The sequence below is a fragment of the Desulfothermus naphthae genome (genome assembly GCF_054657475.1).
Genome location: NZ_BAAHYQ010000002.1, coordinates 210,552 through 227,129, shown reverse-complemented (window position 1 = coordinate 227,129; position 16,578 = coordinate 210,552). Strand labels below are relative to the sequence as shown.

The 16,578-nt window shown below is 36.5% G+C and carries 9 protein-coding genes, 2 pseudogenes and 2 riboswitches; of the genes and pseudogenes, 1 reads left to right on the top strand and 10 read right to left on the bottom strand.

Annotated features, from left to right (window positions below):
- Position 1: 1 nt before the first annotated feature.
- From ACYQ1E_RS10495 to ACYQ1E_RS10485, 3 genes are all read right to left on the bottom strand, one after another.
- On the bottom strand, positions 2-1,060 hold the full coding sequence (locus ACYQ1E_RS10495) for a hypothetical protein (protein ID WP_459879009.1): 1,059 nt from the start codon (positions 1,058-1,060) through the stop codon (positions 2-4).
- A 258-nt stretch (positions 1,061-1,318) separates the two neighbouring features.
- The gene (locus ACYQ1E_RS10490; protein ID WP_459879007.1) at positions 1,319-3,328 is read right to left on the bottom strand and encodes a TonB-dependent receptor plug domain-containing protein; all 2,010 of its coding nucleotides are present in this window, start codon (positions 3,326-3,328) and stop codon (positions 1,319-1,321) included.
- Between the two features lie 478 nt (positions 3,329-3,806).
- Positions 3,807-3,994: riboswitch (cobalamin riboswitch) on the bottom strand.
- Positions 3,995-4,429: 435 nt separating this feature from the next.
- A complete protein-coding gene (locus ACYQ1E_RS10485) occupies positions 4,430-5,422 on the bottom strand; it encodes an ABC transporter substrate-binding protein (protein WP_459879005.1) in 993 nt (330 codons plus the stop codon).
- Positions 5,423-5,934: 512 nt separating this feature from the next.
- Here ACYQ1E_RS10485 and ACYQ1E_RS10480 point away from each other — a divergent pair.
- A complete protein-coding gene (locus tag ACYQ1E_RS10480; protein ID WP_459874731.1) occupies positions 5,935-7,746 on the top strand; it encodes an IS1634 family transposase in 1,812 nt (603 codons plus the stop codon).
- Between the two features lie 32 nt (positions 7,747-7,778).
- Here ACYQ1E_RS10480 and ACYQ1E_RS10475 read toward each other — a convergent pair whose 3' ends face one another.
- The 7 genes and pseudogenes from ACYQ1E_RS10475 to ACYQ1E_RS10445 form a co-directional block, all read right to left on the bottom strand.
- On the bottom strand, positions 7,779-9,839 hold the full coding sequence (locus ACYQ1E_RS10475; protein WP_459879003.1) for a TonB-dependent receptor plug domain-containing protein: 2,061 nt from the start codon (positions 9,837-9,839) through the stop codon (positions 7,779-7,781).
- A gap of 125 nt (positions 9,840-9,964) precedes the next feature.
- Complete coding sequence (locus ACYQ1E_RS10470) at positions 9,965-11,155, bottom strand: ABC transporter ATP-binding protein (protein ID WP_459879001.1); 1,191 nt, start codon at positions 11,153-11,155, stop codon at positions 9,965-9,967.
- Positions 11,152-12,045, bottom strand: a complete 894-nt coding sequence (locus tag ACYQ1E_RS10465) for a FecCD family ABC transporter permease (RefSeq protein WP_459879354.1) — start codon at positions 12,043-12,045, stop codon at positions 11,152-11,154. The genes ACYQ1E_RS10470 and ACYQ1E_RS10465 overlap by 4 nt, the downstream gene beginning before the upstream one ends.
- Before the next feature lie 232 nt (positions 12,046-12,277).
- Positions 12,278-13,414 (bottom strand): annotated as a pseudogene (locus tag ACYQ1E_RS10460) (IS1380 family transposase); the annotation flags it as partial.
- A 61-nt stretch (positions 13,415-13,475) separates the two neighbouring features.
- Positions 13,476-14,213, bottom strand: a complete 738-nt coding sequence (gene istB / locus ACYQ1E_RS10455; RefSeq protein ID WP_459876387.1) for an IS21-like element helper ATPase IstB — start codon at positions 14,211-14,213, stop codon at positions 13,476-13,478.
- Positions 14,214-14,227: 14 nt separating this feature from the next.
- Positions 14,228-15,661, bottom strand: a complete 1,434-nt coding sequence (gene istA / locus ACYQ1E_RS10450) for an IS21 family transposase (RefSeq protein WP_459874997.1) — start codon at positions 15,659-15,661, stop codon at positions 14,228-14,230.
- Between the two features lie 100 nt (positions 15,662-15,761).
- Positions 15,762-15,923: pseudogene (locus tag ACYQ1E_RS10445) on the bottom strand (IS1380 family transposase); the annotation flags it as partial.
- A 451-nt stretch (positions 15,924-16,374) separates the two neighbouring features.
- Positions 16,375-16,562, bottom strand: a riboswitch (cobalamin riboswitch).
- Between the last annotated feature and the right edge of the window lie 16 nt (positions 16,563-16,578).

Below are 16,578 nucleotides of genomic sequence, written 5' to 3'. Positions count from 1 at the left end.
TCTAAACCTTTTTAACCTTAAAGTTATCAAATTTTTCCATGATCTCCTTATTATGTTTTTCCTTCCAATAAATACCACTCACAACGATAGATACCACCAAGGTTGCTCCAACAATCGTCCAGAGCATAAAACCATTAGACTTACTGCACCATTCAGGAGAAGTATAAACATTCATTGTTAGGGTTGCACAATGGTATTCCTCTTTAAATACATCTTGATGGCATATAACATAAAGATAGACCCCTTGACCGTCATTTACCATCTCACCAAAAGGTGTAATTAGAAATTTTCCATTTGCATCTGTATAAGTAATTTTTTTCCATCCACTTCTAGATAAAATAACTACTTCGGCATTTGCCAGCGGCTTACCCCTATATAAAACTTTCATTTCATATTCATTGTAAGCCTTTTGATAACCACGTCTAAACCAAAAATTTGAGCATCCTATTTCCAAAGGAAATCGAACTGGATCATTAAAAAAGATGCTGCGTTTATTCCCTTGACTACCCCCTGTTTTGTAATGAGGAATAATGCATTTGGCGGAAAGATAAACTTTTTCACTCTTGCCGTCATGGTCGACGTCTATTTGGCCAATATCAAGACGAGCACCTACCAAGTAAAGCCCATTCAATTCCACGTCTTTTGGAATATTTATGCTCAGCTCATTTTTTACGTGATTAAAGGGAATTGGCGAGATACGGCCATTAGGATCCTTCACCCAAATGACTGCTTTATCCAAAGATTTTTTTATCTTCTCCTCCAATCCATTTTGATAATGCTGCTGTGGTTTATTTTCAGAGAAGTTCTGTCCATAGCAAAGAAATAACAACTTGGTCCTGCCTCTGTTAATTTGATCTTCGAGCCGTTTCCTGCGAATATCCCTCCAGTCAGAAGGAGCGTTCTCACTTTTTATAGTTGGAGCAACTTCCCACCAAAGCAAATAAGTTTCTGCCATAGGTGAAGCAAATGCATTTGCCATATTGAGAAAAACTTCAAATGGACACTTAAAAAACAATAAGAAAATATACCCTACTAGGATTAAACAAATTTTTATCTTCATCTATAACATCTCATAAATTATACAAGTTAGTGTGACTAAGAGGTCCTACTATCTCATTATTTCCAACATCTCTTATTTTTCCCTTTGTTTCAAATGAATGTCCCCGCCACCAATATAGATTTATTGGCATATGTGTTTTTGTCTTTAGGTGGCGGGGATTCGAATGCATACGCGTGTTTTACCTCTCTTGTTACTTCACTTCAAACATCAGGCTTTCGTAACCCCGAAATTCCTGGGACACTGCGGGAGTAAATTACATTAAAAAGTATATGTGTATCCAATGACTATACTCCATGGAAGACCATTTTGGTGGTAAAGAAAATAGTTCCCATTGGGATCTTTTGCCACGTTATAACGACTGGCGTACTTCTTATCGAATACATTCTCCACACGGAGGGTCAGTCTGTGCCGTTTTTCCCTGCCAAACATCACAAAAGCGGATGCATCAACGATAAAGACATCACCGTAGTTAACATCATTAAAGTGGGCCAAGCCCCGTTCATAAACATCCCCCGTGTATCTGGTCATCAAATCAGCGCCGAACCAACCTGAAGGGTACCGATATCGCACATTGGCACTGGCGTAGAATTTTGGAATTCTTTCCACTTGTTTACCACTATCTTTGTCTTCAGCGTCAGTCCAGGTTGCACTTGCACTAAATGACAATCCACGGAACGGACCAACACCCGCTGAAACCTCAAAACCATCAATTTTGGTCTTCCCCCCCACGTTCTTGTAGGTTCTATCACCATTAGCAAGTGTAATACGCTTGATCATATCCTCAATACCATGGTAGAAATAACCGACATCGCAGTGAAAATAGCGCCAGTTGCCTCCTATGCCGATTTCCGCGTTCAGACTATTCTCAGGCTTAAGATCCGGATTGCCATAACGCCCCCTGCTTGGGTCATTACCATAGAGCTGCAGCGAAGTAGGAACAGTAAAAGACTTTCCGACCACCCCTCGTAAATAGATTTGGTATGCTATTGGTTGTAAGATACTCACATCCCAAACAGTGCAATCCGTGCCCTCATTTGTCGTATTATACCGGACTCCGATGGCCAGCTTGGTGTCCGGAGAGAATGAAAGATGAGGACGGTAATTAGCGAAAAAACCGTAAACCTCTGTCCTCTCAGAACTATAGATTCGCACTACTTGGTCTATTCCCCAGTAATTCTGATAGTCAATTCCGGAAAGTATTTCCTGACCATTTCCCCAGCGGATACTGGTCATGAGATTTACACCATAATCTTCGTATTTCCATAGGGCAGCGTCATATCTATAGGAACCGTCCAGATTCATGAAGGTGCAATCCGCCTCCCATATATGAAAATGAGACTTGAGATAATAGGAGAAGTTATCATTTATATCGTGATCCCACTTCAGTATGCCTATTGTCTCCTCCCAATCATTGAACGTGTGCCCTACTCTGTAGTGTGGATAGGGATAATCAAAATATCCTTGCTGCTTTCTAAGCTGGGAGTTCAAAACGCCCTTACCGGCCACGTCAAATTCTTTGCGGTATTTCAATCCTATAGTAGAGCGATCAAATCCAATCGGCTTTCTTTTCTCGGTATTGCCAGCTTTTATATAAGCTTCTTTGTCGAGGACATGATAACCGTCATACCCCTCGTAACTTCCAAAGGCCATCAAACCATGCCCCTTAACGGTATCCGTTACATGACCGTAAACCTCACGGTAGTCATTGTTACCATATGACACACCGAATTGACCCGTTGCTTTCTTGGTAATTCCCTTGGTGATAATGTTAATAACTCCCGCCCTTGCTCCGGTCCCGTAAAAGAGACTTTCACCGCCTTTAAGAATCTCTATGCGCTCAATATTATGCACACTAATAGTATATGACCACCCCCCACCATAGAGGCGGTTGTTGATTCTGACACCATCCAGGAGCCATAAGATATTATGGCTTCCGTGAATGCTTGTCCTATTGTAACCTCCACGTCCGGACCTTGTCTCTGAATATAATCCTGGAACCATAGATCTCAGGGCCATATTAAGATCCACGAAACCCGCTTCTTCTATCTCTTTGCCGGTTATAATTACCACAGGATGACCAAACTCGCCAAGTTCTGCGGAAAGTCGTTCTTCAATTTTTCTCCCTTTAACAACCATATTGTTCAAACTTACTTTTTCCTCATTTACCTCTTTATTTAAACTATAGTCACTTGCCAAACTGGCATCAGATAAAACCATGAAGAAAACTACAGTAAAAAGCATTTTCACCATCCAAAAGAACTTTCTCATTTTGAACCTCCTTATTCTTACTTACTACCTATAAGCCAAATATTACGCCCTTGACTCTTTACATCCAGGAGGTCCAGTGATAGTTTAAAGATGTCAGTCTTGCTGGACCTTTTTTTCGGATGTGGTCATGGCTGACGGCAGGGTGGAAGGGACTATGGCAGGTCTTCCACCCTGGAGTATTTTCAATTAGTTGGTGAAATTAAAACAGGAGGAGGACGGGCAGAAAGAATTAGGGATACAATGAAAAACAAAAAAGATAGATCTCTTTTCACAAACTTTCCTCCTCAGTGAAATTTAAGAGGTGATATATTATTTTCTATATAAGTCCTTCTTTAACTTACAAGTGCTTTGACCTAAGCAAAAATCTAAAGTAGAGAACACCACAAAAAAAGAGTCCCTGAACCGCACACAGCAGTCCAGGGACTCCCGTTTTATCCCAAAGGACCTCAGCTTATAGCTTTGGGCATCCGCCAAAGCTAATGCCTATGTTACTCAGGCAGGTCTTCTGACTCTAAGGATCATCCTAATCACCACGCCTTCCCAGGAGCATCCCTGCTCCCAGTGGCTTGATGTGGCTTTCGTCCCCTTATCACAGCCGCGGGCCGGCTCCGGATTTTCACCGGATTCCCTATTAAGCCTTACGGCGCCTGAGTAACAGGCCTTTTATAATATGTCTACCTATGTGTCAACCCCTAGCCATAGCTTTTTTATCCATTTTAAATACCGTTACGTGGCTAATTCTCAGGCCATACTAATTAGTCATAAACTCATACCTTCTCCATACATCGAATAACTTCTTTTTTACTGGATAACAGGACTTTTAGACTCATGAACAAAACGATGAAAATAATCTTTAATTTATATAACTTTGTTTTCAATTAACTTTTTCATATTTAATACACCACTTGAACCCACTATGAGAACATCTACTGTCATGTCGATACATTAGACTTCTTGCCATATAGTTATTAACTCCTTCTTGTCTCTACTCAACCCTAGAGTCTTATATCATTACCAACAATAAGACCCAATACCTATTTTTAGTCACCAGCCTTTTCACTTCCCTGTTATTAATTTGCATATTCCATTTAATTTCCCTCTTTATTGAATATCAGATAATTTAAAAAAATACTTAAACTTATGGTTTGGAAATAATACAGGATAAAAAACTGCAGCAAGATCCTCTATAATACCATCTATCTTATCGGCAGATTCCCAATAGAGTGAGTGCAAATACCATACATTTCGTTTTTTGATAGACTTAAAATCACGAAGCATAGGATGTAGAGCCACTAACTTTTTTATTGAACTTATCCCGTATTGTGGCAGTGGGACTGCATATATGAAAATATCGGCCTCTTTACCCCACAAATAAAACCGTTCCCAGCTTATAGGAGCGTTATTTATTTTTTTTAATTCCTTAACCACATACTCTCCGCCTGCCATGGAAATCATTCTAGCCACATAGCTATCTCCGAGTGGAGCGTATATAGTCTTATCTTGTCTAACAATGCACCACAATACTTTTGGTTTTAATTTCTTGCTCTTGAAACGAGATGAAATTTCTTTGACTCGCTTTACCACTCCCGAAAAAAAATTTCCAGCTATTTCTTCTTTATCATAAAAGCTTGCAAAAAATTTTATCCACTCCGCCCTTCCTAAGGGATTATCTTCTAAGTATTCAGAAATCACTGCATAGGGAATATTTAGTTGATTAAGTTTTTTAGAAATCTTTTTACTCTGCCATTTGCTTACAAAAAAAATATCAGGACTTAAAACAACAAGCTTTTCATAATCGAGACTTCCAGGTCCCCCCACGATTTCAATATTTCTGCTGGTGAGACGAGATTTAAGATATTCACTACAAGGTTCTTCCTTTCTAGTTACAACTCCTACTATTGTATCCCCAACCTCGAGCGATCTAAGAAATGAAGGTATGGTACTCCACCGAGTAATGACTCGTCTAACAGGTATTTTTATAATTTCATCAATCAACACATTCTTAATTGTTACTTTATCTGTAGAATGGACAAGTAATAATTTTCTCCCAGCTCCATCTATAACTAACTTGCATCCATTTTGTAAGTATTTCACTTTAAAATGTGTAGCATATTGTACAGAAAACTTTCTTTTAATCTCGCAGATACATTTACCTTCATTTGAGAAGGAAACAAAGAAAAATAAATGACAAATAAATAAATAACGGAATATATTTTTTTTTTGGTGAAAACATATCTTTTATACCGTTGTTCAAATAATTTTACTAAGTCACTAAGACTTAAAACTTTTAGATTTTAGAATTTCTACATGATTTTTAATATTGGTATTTTTAGTTCCATTAGAGACATTGATAGAAATCAACTTCTCTATTACATTAAAATGTCAGTATGTATTTCACTAAAAATGATCGTCCAGGTAGTGGATAACCCTTAGCCCAAGTTTGTCAAAATAATAAGATTTTTATAAAAAATTTGGTTGATTTTGTGATGCAAAATGCTATAATCTGTTGGAATTATTGAATTAAATTTTTTAAAAACTGAATGTAGTGGTAGAAAAAATATTTCGCATCTTGACAAAGAAAAACCGATTTGATATAATCCTTACCTATGTTTATCCGCAAAGTTAGAAAAACCGATCCCAAATCTGGAAAAACTTATTTCTACCATCAATTAGTAGAATCTTACAGAACCCCTGATGGTCCCAGGCAGAGAACTATTTTAAACCTTGGAAAACTGGATCTGTCCAGGGAGGAGTTAAAATTTCTTGCTAATAGAATTGAGGAATTATTAAAAGGACAATTGTCGTTATTAAAAGTCCCTGAAAAAATTGAAAAACCTGCAAGACGTTTTGCAGGTTTAATAAGAAAAAAAGCTCTTCAAAAGAGTGAGGAGAAAACAAAACATGAGGCTCATTGGAAGATGGTTGATGTTGCTTCAGTAAAAAACGAAGATGTCAGATGTGTTGGAGCAGAAGTTGTAGGGGCCTGGGCATATGATAAACTTATGATTACAAAAATTTTAAAGGAAATAGGTTTTAATAGAAAGGATATAGATAGAGCAAAAGTTCTTATAGTTGGGAGTCTGATAAATTGTGGGAGTGAGAGGGAAATTCATAAATGGTTTCACCGGTTAAGTGGGCTTGATGAGGTAATGAATATTGATGCAAAAGTGGTATCGCTATCCAGTTTATATAGGACTCTGGACAAGCTGATAGCCAATAAAGAAGCTATAGAAGAGAAGGTGGTAAAAAGAGAAAGAGAACTTTTTGGTCTTGGAGAACAGCTTATTTTATATGATCTGACTAATACATATTTTGAGGGGAAGGTTACAAGCTCAGAATTGTCAAAGAGAGGTCTATCTAAGGAGAAACGAAATGATAGGCCATTAGTGACAGTAGGTATAATACTTGATGAAGATGGTTTTCCCAAGGCCAGCAGGATTTTTCCTGGTAATGTGTCGGAAGCCTCAACACTGGAGAAGATTTTAGATGATTTTTTTATAAATTCTCCAAGATCGCTTACAGGCAAGCTTACAGTAGTTATAGATGCAGGTATAGCCACAGAAGAGAATTTAAAACTAATCAGAGCCAAAGGACTTGATTATATATGTGTAGACAGACGACGAGTAAAAGAACTTCCCTCAGGTGAAGAAAGTATAGTTCATGAGAGTAATAGTGGCAAAGTATATGCGATACGAGTAGAAGAGCCTGAAGAGGTATTTTTATATTGTAAAAGTAGCGGTAGGGCCAAAAAGGAAGAGGCAATAAAAAATCGTATTCAACTGCGCCTGGAAAAAGATTTACAAAGGCTCAAGCAATCTCTTACAAGAAAAGTAGGAATCAAAAGTTATCCGAAGGTACTGGAGAGGATAGGAAGAATAAAAGAGAAATACAGCAGTGTGTCGCAATTTTATGAGATTAAAGTAAAGGAAGAGAATGGCAAAGCAGTGGATATTTGCTGGAGAGTAAGAGATAAAGACAAACTTCATGTAAGATTTTCAGGAGCGTACAAACTTAGAACTTCCAGGACAGAGCTAAGTAATAAGGAATTATGGGAGATTTACAATCTTCTTTCAAATGTAGAAGCATCATTCAGGAGCTTAAAGAGTGAACTAAAATTAAGACCAATCTATCATAGAATAGATAAACGAATAACAGGTCATATTTTTTTAACCATATTAGCTTATCATCTGCTTTGTGTTATTCAAAGGAGATTGAGACAAAGAGGGATTTCAAAATTATGGGAAACAATAAGAAGAGAGTTAAGTACCATAATTAGAGTAACCACCACTATGATAACCCAGGAAGGTAAAACAATCCATCTGAGACAAATAACAGAATTAGAATCTTTTCAACTGGAGATATATAATGCCCTGGAACTTCCTTTAAAGCCTTTATCTAGCATTTTAAAAATTAATTGATAAATTTGTAGTGAAGAAAAAGATGATTGAATTCAATAATTACAATATCTTACAAAAAAAAGTGACAAACTTGGGTTAGTTTCCCAATAATATTTGTCAAATATATTTTGTAGTTGCAAATTTAATTCACCATATTTAAATGGATGAAAATTAAGAGTTAAATCGAATACAGTAAATGACGGATTCTCAACTTCCGGTGCTCCCCTAACCGTCCAGTCTGTATCTTTTCTTTTTCCGACATAACGAGCTGTTAACCTACCATTAAAATATTTATCGCCATATTCAATACCCCCATTTAAATTTAGATGGGCAACATTCCGAATATCTTGATGTCCCGTTGAAAGGTTTTCTTTTGCTTTAAACAGTCGTGTAAAATTGAGAAAAAAACGAAGTGATTTCTTTATCTGAACAATTTTCCCCACATCAAAAGAAAAATTCCCTTCCAATCCTTCTATTTTAGCATCTTCAGCGTTTTCATAGGAATAAAGAGATTCAGCTACTTTAACTTTTTCTATTTTGTCAAATATTTTAGTATGAAAATAAGTTAAATCTCCATCCAGTCCTAATTTTTTGTTAATATAACTTATACCAGCATCCCATGTAACACTATTTTCTGGGTCTAAATCAGGATTACCCTTTGTAACAGACCCCCATGGACTTACCCAAATTCCAGCTACCTCTTCTGGTTTTGGAGTTACAAAAGCTGTTCCAATAGTAGAATGGAAACTAAATTCTGGGGTAACAAAAACTTTTAGCCCGCAACTTGGATTTAAAGTATCAAAAGTTTCAGATCCTGGAGTAAAACCAGTTTTATAAGGTGTTTTTTTGGTAGTTAATTCTATTCTATCGTATCTACTTCCTAAAGTCGCTATTATTCGATTTTTATAAAACTTAAATATTCCTTCAACAAATACACTTTTAATTTCTCTTTCATTATCTGGACGCCAAGGTCCTTTTCTGCTACCGTCAGAGTTCCATGCTTTTCCTTTTTCTGTAATTTTTTGATATTCACAGCCAAAGGTAAGTGTATGAAAATGCAAATGATATATATCTTGAAATTGAACTCCCCGCCAAGTATATAAATTCCAAAAACCTCTGTAAGGATTAATTCCTTTGAATTCATATCTATAATCATTTTCTTCTTGAGAATAATAAGATGTCACTTTTATTTCATTATTATGTCCAAGCGGTCCCTTAATTGTAAAATCACCACCATATTGATCGACATCTCTTTTCTTTTGTTGTAAATCACGATCTATATCATCTGGAAATTCAATGTCCCTTCCAGCGTACCAATTACCTTTTACATCTATCCTCCAATTTCCAAGATTTAAACCAATTCTGCCAATATTATTGTATTTTTTAAAGGAAGTGTTAGGCCTTTTCTCACCATTCCCCATAACCATATTTCCATTTTGGAAATGGACATCGGAATTTAGATCAAAATCAATTTTTTGGGTTAAATTTCCTCCTAATGATAAACCACTAGTCCAAGAATCAAAGCTACCAGCTCCTAATAAGATTGCGGGTTTAATTTTACCAGTTGATTTTTTGGTTATGATATTTACCACTCCCCCCATAGCATCTGATCCATAAAGTGCAGAGGTAGGTCCTTTTATTATTTCAATCTTTTTTATTATATCTTTATTTATTGGAGCTAAATGTGTAGCTCCAATGGGTCTACCATCAATTAATATTAAGCAATGTTTAATAGTTCCCCAATAATCGGATCTAACACCTCTTATACTTATAGTCCCTGAATACCCTCCTGGATACTGGATTACATCTATACTACTGTTCTTTTTAAGGATATCAGTCAAGTCATCACCAGCTGTTAAATCAATATCTTTTTTGAAAATTTCATTTACCACTTGAGGTAGTAAATTTTTGTTCTCCTCAGTCCTGGTAGCCGTAACCACCATTTCTTCCATTTTAACTCCTTCTTTTTTCTCTACGTTTTTAAATTCCTCTTTTGTTTTTTCTTTTTTACTCTTCTCTTCAGCAACATAATAGCTGTTTCCCAAACTAATTTTAGGTAAACCCAAAAAAGAAATAAGAATACATATTATCACAACTCTTTTAAAAACTTTCATTTAAACCTCCTCTTCATTTTGTTACAGCCAGGAGAGTCATTGTTAATATTTAAAATTAACCTAAGTGCGATCTCCCTGTCGGCTGCTTGGTTCTTAGCAGGGTGTAAGTCCCATACTCTGCCTTTTCACCATCTTTCTAAAAAGGAATAGACATCATTCAGGTAAATGACCTTTTTACTACAATCCTTGTATAGGTCATAAATTTCCTCCTTTTTTCTGAATGTATAGACCGGCTTTTCTTTTTTTATGGCGTAGTGAATAAGCTTTATATTTCCTCTATTAAATGTACCCACCGGAAATCCTGAATCAACTACAGTATTTGCATGATCAATAAAGGAAAAGGCTTTTTTTAATGTATTTTCATCTATTTTTTGAAATGCTCTCTCGGAGATTACTTCCAACTTCATGGAAGTTGCTACATGAAAGTCAATATCATTTTCGTGAATAATACCAGTTACAATGCCAATGCCATGTCTTAAAAGTGTCCTATAAAGGGGTATTCCTGTTCCTGCTCCTGCAATAATAAAGCTATCTTTACTGATATTGTTTTTTAAAATCTCAAATGTATATAATTTGCAGTTAAAATGAACATCTTTTAAATCATAAAGCTGAGAGATTCTATCTTGATTTATGACTTTTTCTGGTGGACCAAAATCTATAATCCTTCCATCCTTTACAAGTATAATGAAATCAGAGATCCTCAATGCCATATCTATATCATGAAGGGATACAAGAACTGTTATACTTTTCTTTTTTGAAACCCTGTGAAGTATGCTTAGTACTTCTATCTTATTTTTTGGGTCTAAATGGATTGTAGGTTCGTCTAAAATGATAATTTTAGGTTCTTGAGCTATAGCCCTTGCAATAATAAGCTTTTGTTTTTCTCCATCACTTAACTCACCAAAATATCTTCCAGAAAGTTCTTCTGCATTTACAAGTTGTAGCGTCTCTTTTATCTTCTTCTTATCTTCCTCGGTCAGTCTTCCAAGAATATCTGTGTAGGGGTATCTTCCAAGAGCAACAAATTCAAAAGCACTAAGAAGTTCAGGAGAAGGCATTTTTGTAAGGACTACTGAAAGATTTTTTGCAATCTCTTTTGAACTCAACCTCTCTAGCAAGATTCCATTTATATAAATTTTTCCATTTAAAGGCTCTATAATTTTTGCTATGGTCTTTAAAATTGTTGTTTTTCCAGAACCATTTGGTCCTAGGATACATACAAACTTTCCTTTAAATATCTCAAGATTAATACCGCAAACTACTTCTTTCTTCCTATATCCAACACAAAGATTTTCTGTCTTTAAAACACTTGTCATATCGTAGCCCTTTTTTTTAGCAGAAAAAATATGACTACAGGTGCTCCGAACAAAGCAGTAATAGCACTTATAGGAAGCTCTATAGGAGAGAGAAGCATTCTTGCTAAAAGATCACACAGCAGGGTGAGATTTGCACCAAGGATAGCAGAAGCAGGAATCAATATCCCATTGTCAGAGGTCTTAAAACTCAATCTTGCTATATGAGGAACAGCAATCCCAATAAATGCCACAGGTCCTGCACATGCAGTAACAAGTCCAGCAAGGATGCTCGAAATAATTACTATAAGATTTCTAAGAACCTTTATATTAACTCCCATTGTTTTTGCATATTCTTCCCCTAAGAGGAAGGCATTTAAAGGCTTTTTTATAATTCCTAAAAGAATGGTTAAAAAAAAAGCTGAGAAAAGAATTATGCGAAAATCCTCCCACACAACACCAGAAAAGCTTCCCATTTGCCACAATACAAATCCCTTAACCTTCTCCTTTGCTGCAAATGTGATAAATATACTTGTAAGAGCATAACAGAGATAACCCATCATGAGACCTATCACGAGTAAGGTCACAATATCTTTTACCTTGGTGTTTAACAATATAAGAACTGTAGTAACACAAAATGCTCCAAATGCTGCTGCTAAACTTATATAAAATGGATTAATTCCAATCACTCCTATGCTAATTCCAAGGAGCATTACAAGCCCCACCATAAGCGTTGCACCAGCTGATATTCCAAGAACATAAGGTCCTACAATGGGATTTCTAAAAAATACTTGAAGCAGTAGCCCCCCAACAGAAAGGTATGCCCCTGAAAGGGAAGCAAAAAGAATCCTTGGAAACCTTATCTTCCATAATATTGAACTTAAAGTTGAATCAGTGGAATGCTGAAAGAAGATTTTAAACCTAAAATCTGCAATTACAGTTCAATCGTAAGCAACTGATTGTTCTGGACAGAGATACCTAGATATGGAGCTGTTATGTTAAAGGATATGTCTCCCTCATTGTGACTTGGAAGGCTTTTTCAGGTAGAAGCTGCGGTCAGTGGCACTCTTTACGGGTGTGTAAAGGCACACCACTGCACATGGACTTACGCAAAATCCTATTTTGGAGGATACTCTCAAAAAAAGATTAAGCAAATTGTAATGACCGGATGGAATTTTCTATCTTTATCCAACGTTCTTTGAAAAAATAATCCCTCGATAATCGAAGGAACCATTGTCGTCCCGCATGCATCAGCCGAGCTGGAACATGGATTAGAAACATGCGGATTGTGTTGGGCTCTTCTCTAAAACCATCTTCATCGTTGAGCCACATCATCCAAACCAGTAGATTGTAAGCCAGAATACAGGTCTGGAATATGGCGGAGTTGGCCCAAAAATCCTGTGTCAAAATGCTTCCAGAGGCCATCTGTCCCTTACACCACTCAATCCAGTTTTCACTGGCCCCCCGTTGGCAATAATACCTGTGGACGTCCCAGGGACTCAGGTTCATATTTGTTACATAACAAAAATAATCATACTCAGTCTTTGTAACGCTGAAAAAAAAGCAACTAAATTTGCTCTCTATTACTTGACGTACGGCCACAAACCGGCGGGGGTGCTTCCACCTTTCACATTTGTATGTGAATTCGGTCTTCTCATAGCCAGGTCTATTTTTAACCTTGTGCCACTTCTGAGCTTCTAAAAGCTGAGTGAGTCCTCGCATCTTAACCTTGATTAAGTACAAAGCATGAGCCTCTTCTAAGTAGTCTAAAAGTTCTCCATTAAAAAAGGCGGAATCTGCACGTACAATAATTTTCCAGACTCTCCTTGGAAGCTTGGCAAAGCACTCTTGCATAAACTCTACACAACCATTGGCTGAATAAGCATCTCCGGCTCTAAACCAGTTGTGAAGACATTCCCGCGTCTCAGCAATAAAGCAAAGGAGCGGATGATATCCCCTTTGTCCTGGCTTCTTGGGGTTGTAACCCTTCTCGGCACCTTCCTGTTTCCCATACACTCCACGCACTGTAGAGTCCAAATCTAAAGTGATGCGGCTAAACCATTTTTTACCCCAAACCTTTTTGCGCACTTTTGTTTCTACATCGGAGAGCTCATTGCAATGTCGGGGATTAAACAACTTAAAAACCCGATTTATGGTAGTATAGTCAGGAAACCTTTCCCATTTAAAAAGCGACCTCAATGCTAAATCAGATCTTAGGATAAATACATGGCTCATATGCTTAGCCCCGGCTAACACTGCCATCATCAAAATCATGATAATGTCGTGTTAAAGTCAATCAAAAATCCCCATGTTAGGGCCCTTAAAATTCCCCACCCTATTTAGACTAATTTTTAGATTTATTTAACTCCTTCATTCTATAACTTTTACCTAATATTTTTATTATATGAGAATGATGGACAATTCTATCTACAATAGCAGATGCAAGGACAGCATCGCCAAATATATTAGCCCATTCTTCAAAAGGGCGGTTAGTGGTGATTATAATAGATCCATTTTCATAACGTCTTCTAATAACTTCAAAGAATTCATCTACAGAATTTTGAGGAATTTTCTTAAACCCTATTTCATCAATTATGAGTAGGTCCACTTTAAGCAGGTCTTTTAGGACAGCATAATAAGTACCATCGCCCCTAGCAGACATAAGCTTTGAAACAATATCATTAGCATGAACAAAATAGACTTTATAGCCCTGTTTTAGGGCTTCAATTCCCAATGCATTGGCAAGATGAGTTTTCCCCACACCAGGATTTCCCATAAAAATAATATTCTTTTTTTCCTGAATAAAACGGCAAGAAGCCAAATCAAGTATTTGTTTTTTATTTAATTCTGGCTGATATGTAAAATCATAGGTTTCAATAGTTTTGGAAGTATCTAGTTTGGATTTATTTAGTCTTTTATTATAAGAATTTGAACGCCTGTTGGCATATTCATCTTCAATTAATAACTCAAGAAAATCTATATAACTTAATTGATTTTCTATGGCATACTTATTTCTAGATTCTAAAGTCTTAACAATACCGGAGAGTTTAAGATTTTGTATTTTCTTTTTTAATTGATTCATTTGAAAGCCCCCCACTAATTTCTATCATAATCTCTAAGATTATTACCATACCCGCCACCTATAGCAGATGTATCTATTTCAGCAGGAGTTTCAAATAACCCTTGTTCACAAATCTTCTTCACTGATTTAAAAGAGTAACAACCAAATTTATCTGCTCTAATGCATGCAGAATTTATTATGGAATCACTGTAATATCTACGTAAAGAAAGAACACCCTGAATAAGCCTAAGATATTCATTAGGCTTGTGGCTCTTTAAATTCTTGAAAAAAGAAACAGCACCCATGCCTATCTGACTACACTGTTGTTCATAATATTCTGAACTTCTTCGTTGTTTCCTCTTAGGTATATGTTCTTCTCTTGTTATAAAATTGCCAGTGCCTTTATCAATTGGATGGACTGCTATTTCATTATGTTCTCTATCATAGATTTTTAAAATATCTCTACCTGCTTTAATGGTTACTTCCTCACCTACATATTTATAAGGGACTGAGTAATAGTTATATCTATAAGAAACATGACCATATCTGTTAACTCGTCTGTTTTCTATTACATATGTTTCATATCTCTTTGGCGGAAGACTTATCATACAAGGCTTTTCTTTATTCTTAAACTCTTCTGCAGGTATCTTTCTCGTAGTACCGTGAATCCTCTTATTACAAGTGTTTTCCATCCATTCTTTGAGTTTTTTCCTGGCAGTTTCTAAATCTTTTGTTTCAAGAGATTTTAGAAAGTTATTTTTTACATACTTAATTGCTGATTCAACCTTGCCTTTTTCCTCAGGTCTTCTTACTTTGCAAGTAATTGGACTGCTACCATAATAAGAAAGCATGTTAGCATATTCATGCTGGATCTCAGGTTCATAAAAATTGGCCTTTAAAACACCAGATTTAAGATTATCTATCTTTACTATCTGAGGTACTGCTCCAAAGTATTCAAAAGCATTTATATGACACCTGATAAATGTAGGAACATTCTGGCTTGTTACCAATTCATAATAATCATATCTACTAAAGCTTAGCCTCATACAGAATATCCAGGTCTTGACCTTTTTCCCACCATAGTTAAAATAACCAGCATAACCAAAATCTACTTGAGCTTCTTTACCAGGTGGGGAAACTATAGGGACATAAGTATCTCTAGGGCCCTTTAGTTTCCTCACATATTTTTTCACCCCGCTATAAGAAATATCTACACCTTTTTCTGTTAGTTTCTGATGAATTAATACTCCTGAAAACCCCTTCTCAAGATAGCCAATAATCTCTTCTTTATAAGTGTCTAATTTACTTTTTCTCTTCATAACAGGAGTCTTTATTTCCCCATTTTTCACCCTATCTCGTATTTTGCGGACAGTCTTTCGGTCAATGCCAAGATCTCTAGCTATAGCTGAAATACTCTTACCGTGCTCAAGCATTGTTTTTACAGTGTAATACATAGCTACCCCCTTCATCTTTATTTCACCTCCGAATAAAATATTTTCAGAGGTGATTATCATATCAGGTGGGGAATTTTAAGGGCCTTTTCCTGGGGAATTTATTTTACCTTTGACAAATGTCGGAAACCTTATACTGTGCGGTAGCTCCCCGCTTAATAGTAATGTGTTGCTCAAGCATCTTGGGAAGCTTCAGTTTGTCAGCAAATAGGCCCAGCAATACCAGTCCGGCGTTGCCCGTAAGATTTTTTTCAGTGAACTTAACATGGAATCTACGCATAGAATCAGTGCCTCCTAATACTTCCTATTTGAGACACTTTATACCATTAATTCACTATATTGTCAAGCTAAACATTATCTTATGATGCAAATTTTAGGTTAAAAATTTCTTTAAGAGGAATATCTACTGAACCTAAAACAAGATTTGTGATCAAAAGAAAGATAAACATAATTGATGAAAATATGAAGAGTGCAATATATCTTCTTCTCCTCATTTGATTTTTCCCAAAATAGTTGTGTAAAGAAATAAAAATTAAGAATATAATATAAAGCAAAGTTATATATTTTGAGGAAATCGTTACTTTCTACAATCTCGATTTCAAAAGAATACTTATCTCAACTGTCTTCTCCCTTAACCAAAAAAAGAGTCCCTGAACCGCACACAGCAGTCCAGGGACTCCCGTTTTATCCCAAAGGACCTCAGTTTATAGCTTTGGGCATCCGCCAAAGCTAATGCCTATGTTACTCAGGCAGGTCTTCTGACTCTAAGGATCTCTCTACTCGCCACGCCTTCCCAGGAGCACCCCTACTCCCAGTGGCTTGATGTGGCTTTCGTCCCCTTATCACAGCCGCGGGCCGGCTCCGGATTTTCACCGGATTCCCTATTAAGCCTTACGGCACCTGAGTGACAAACTATTTATAATATGTCTAACTAT

What these genes read in the sequence shown, in the direction of transcription:
- ACYQ1E_RS10470 (WP_459879001.1), bottom strand. Translation starts at nt 11,155, where the DNA reads ATGACAAGTGTTTTAAAGACAGAAAATCTTTGTGTTGGATATAGGAAG.
- ACYQ1E_RS10495 (WP_459879009.1), bottom strand. Translation starts at nt 1,060, where the DNA reads ATGAAGATAAAAATTTGTTTAATCCTAGTAGGGTATATTTTCTTATTG.
- ACYQ1E_RS10475 (WP_459879003.1), bottom strand. Translation starts at nt 9,839, where the DNA reads ATGAAAGTTTTTAAAAGAGTTGTGATAATATGTATTCTTATTTCTTTT.
- ACYQ1E_RS10490 (WP_459879007.1), bottom strand. Translation starts at nt 3,328, where the DNA reads ATGAGAAAGTTCTTTTGGATGGTGAAAATGCTTTTTACTGTAGTTTTC.
- ACYQ1E_RS10480 (WP_459874731.1), top strand. Translation starts at nt 5,935, where the DNA reads ATGTTTATCCGCAAAGTTAGAAAAACCGATCCCAAATCTGGAAAAACT.
- istB (WP_459876387.1), bottom strand. Translation starts at nt 14,213, where the DNA reads ATGAATCAATTAAAAAAGAAAATACAAAATCTTAAACTCTCCGGTATT.
- istA (WP_459874997.1), bottom strand. Translation starts at nt 15,661, where the DNA reads ATGAAGGGGGTAGCTATGTATTACACTGTAAAAACAATGCTTGAGCAC.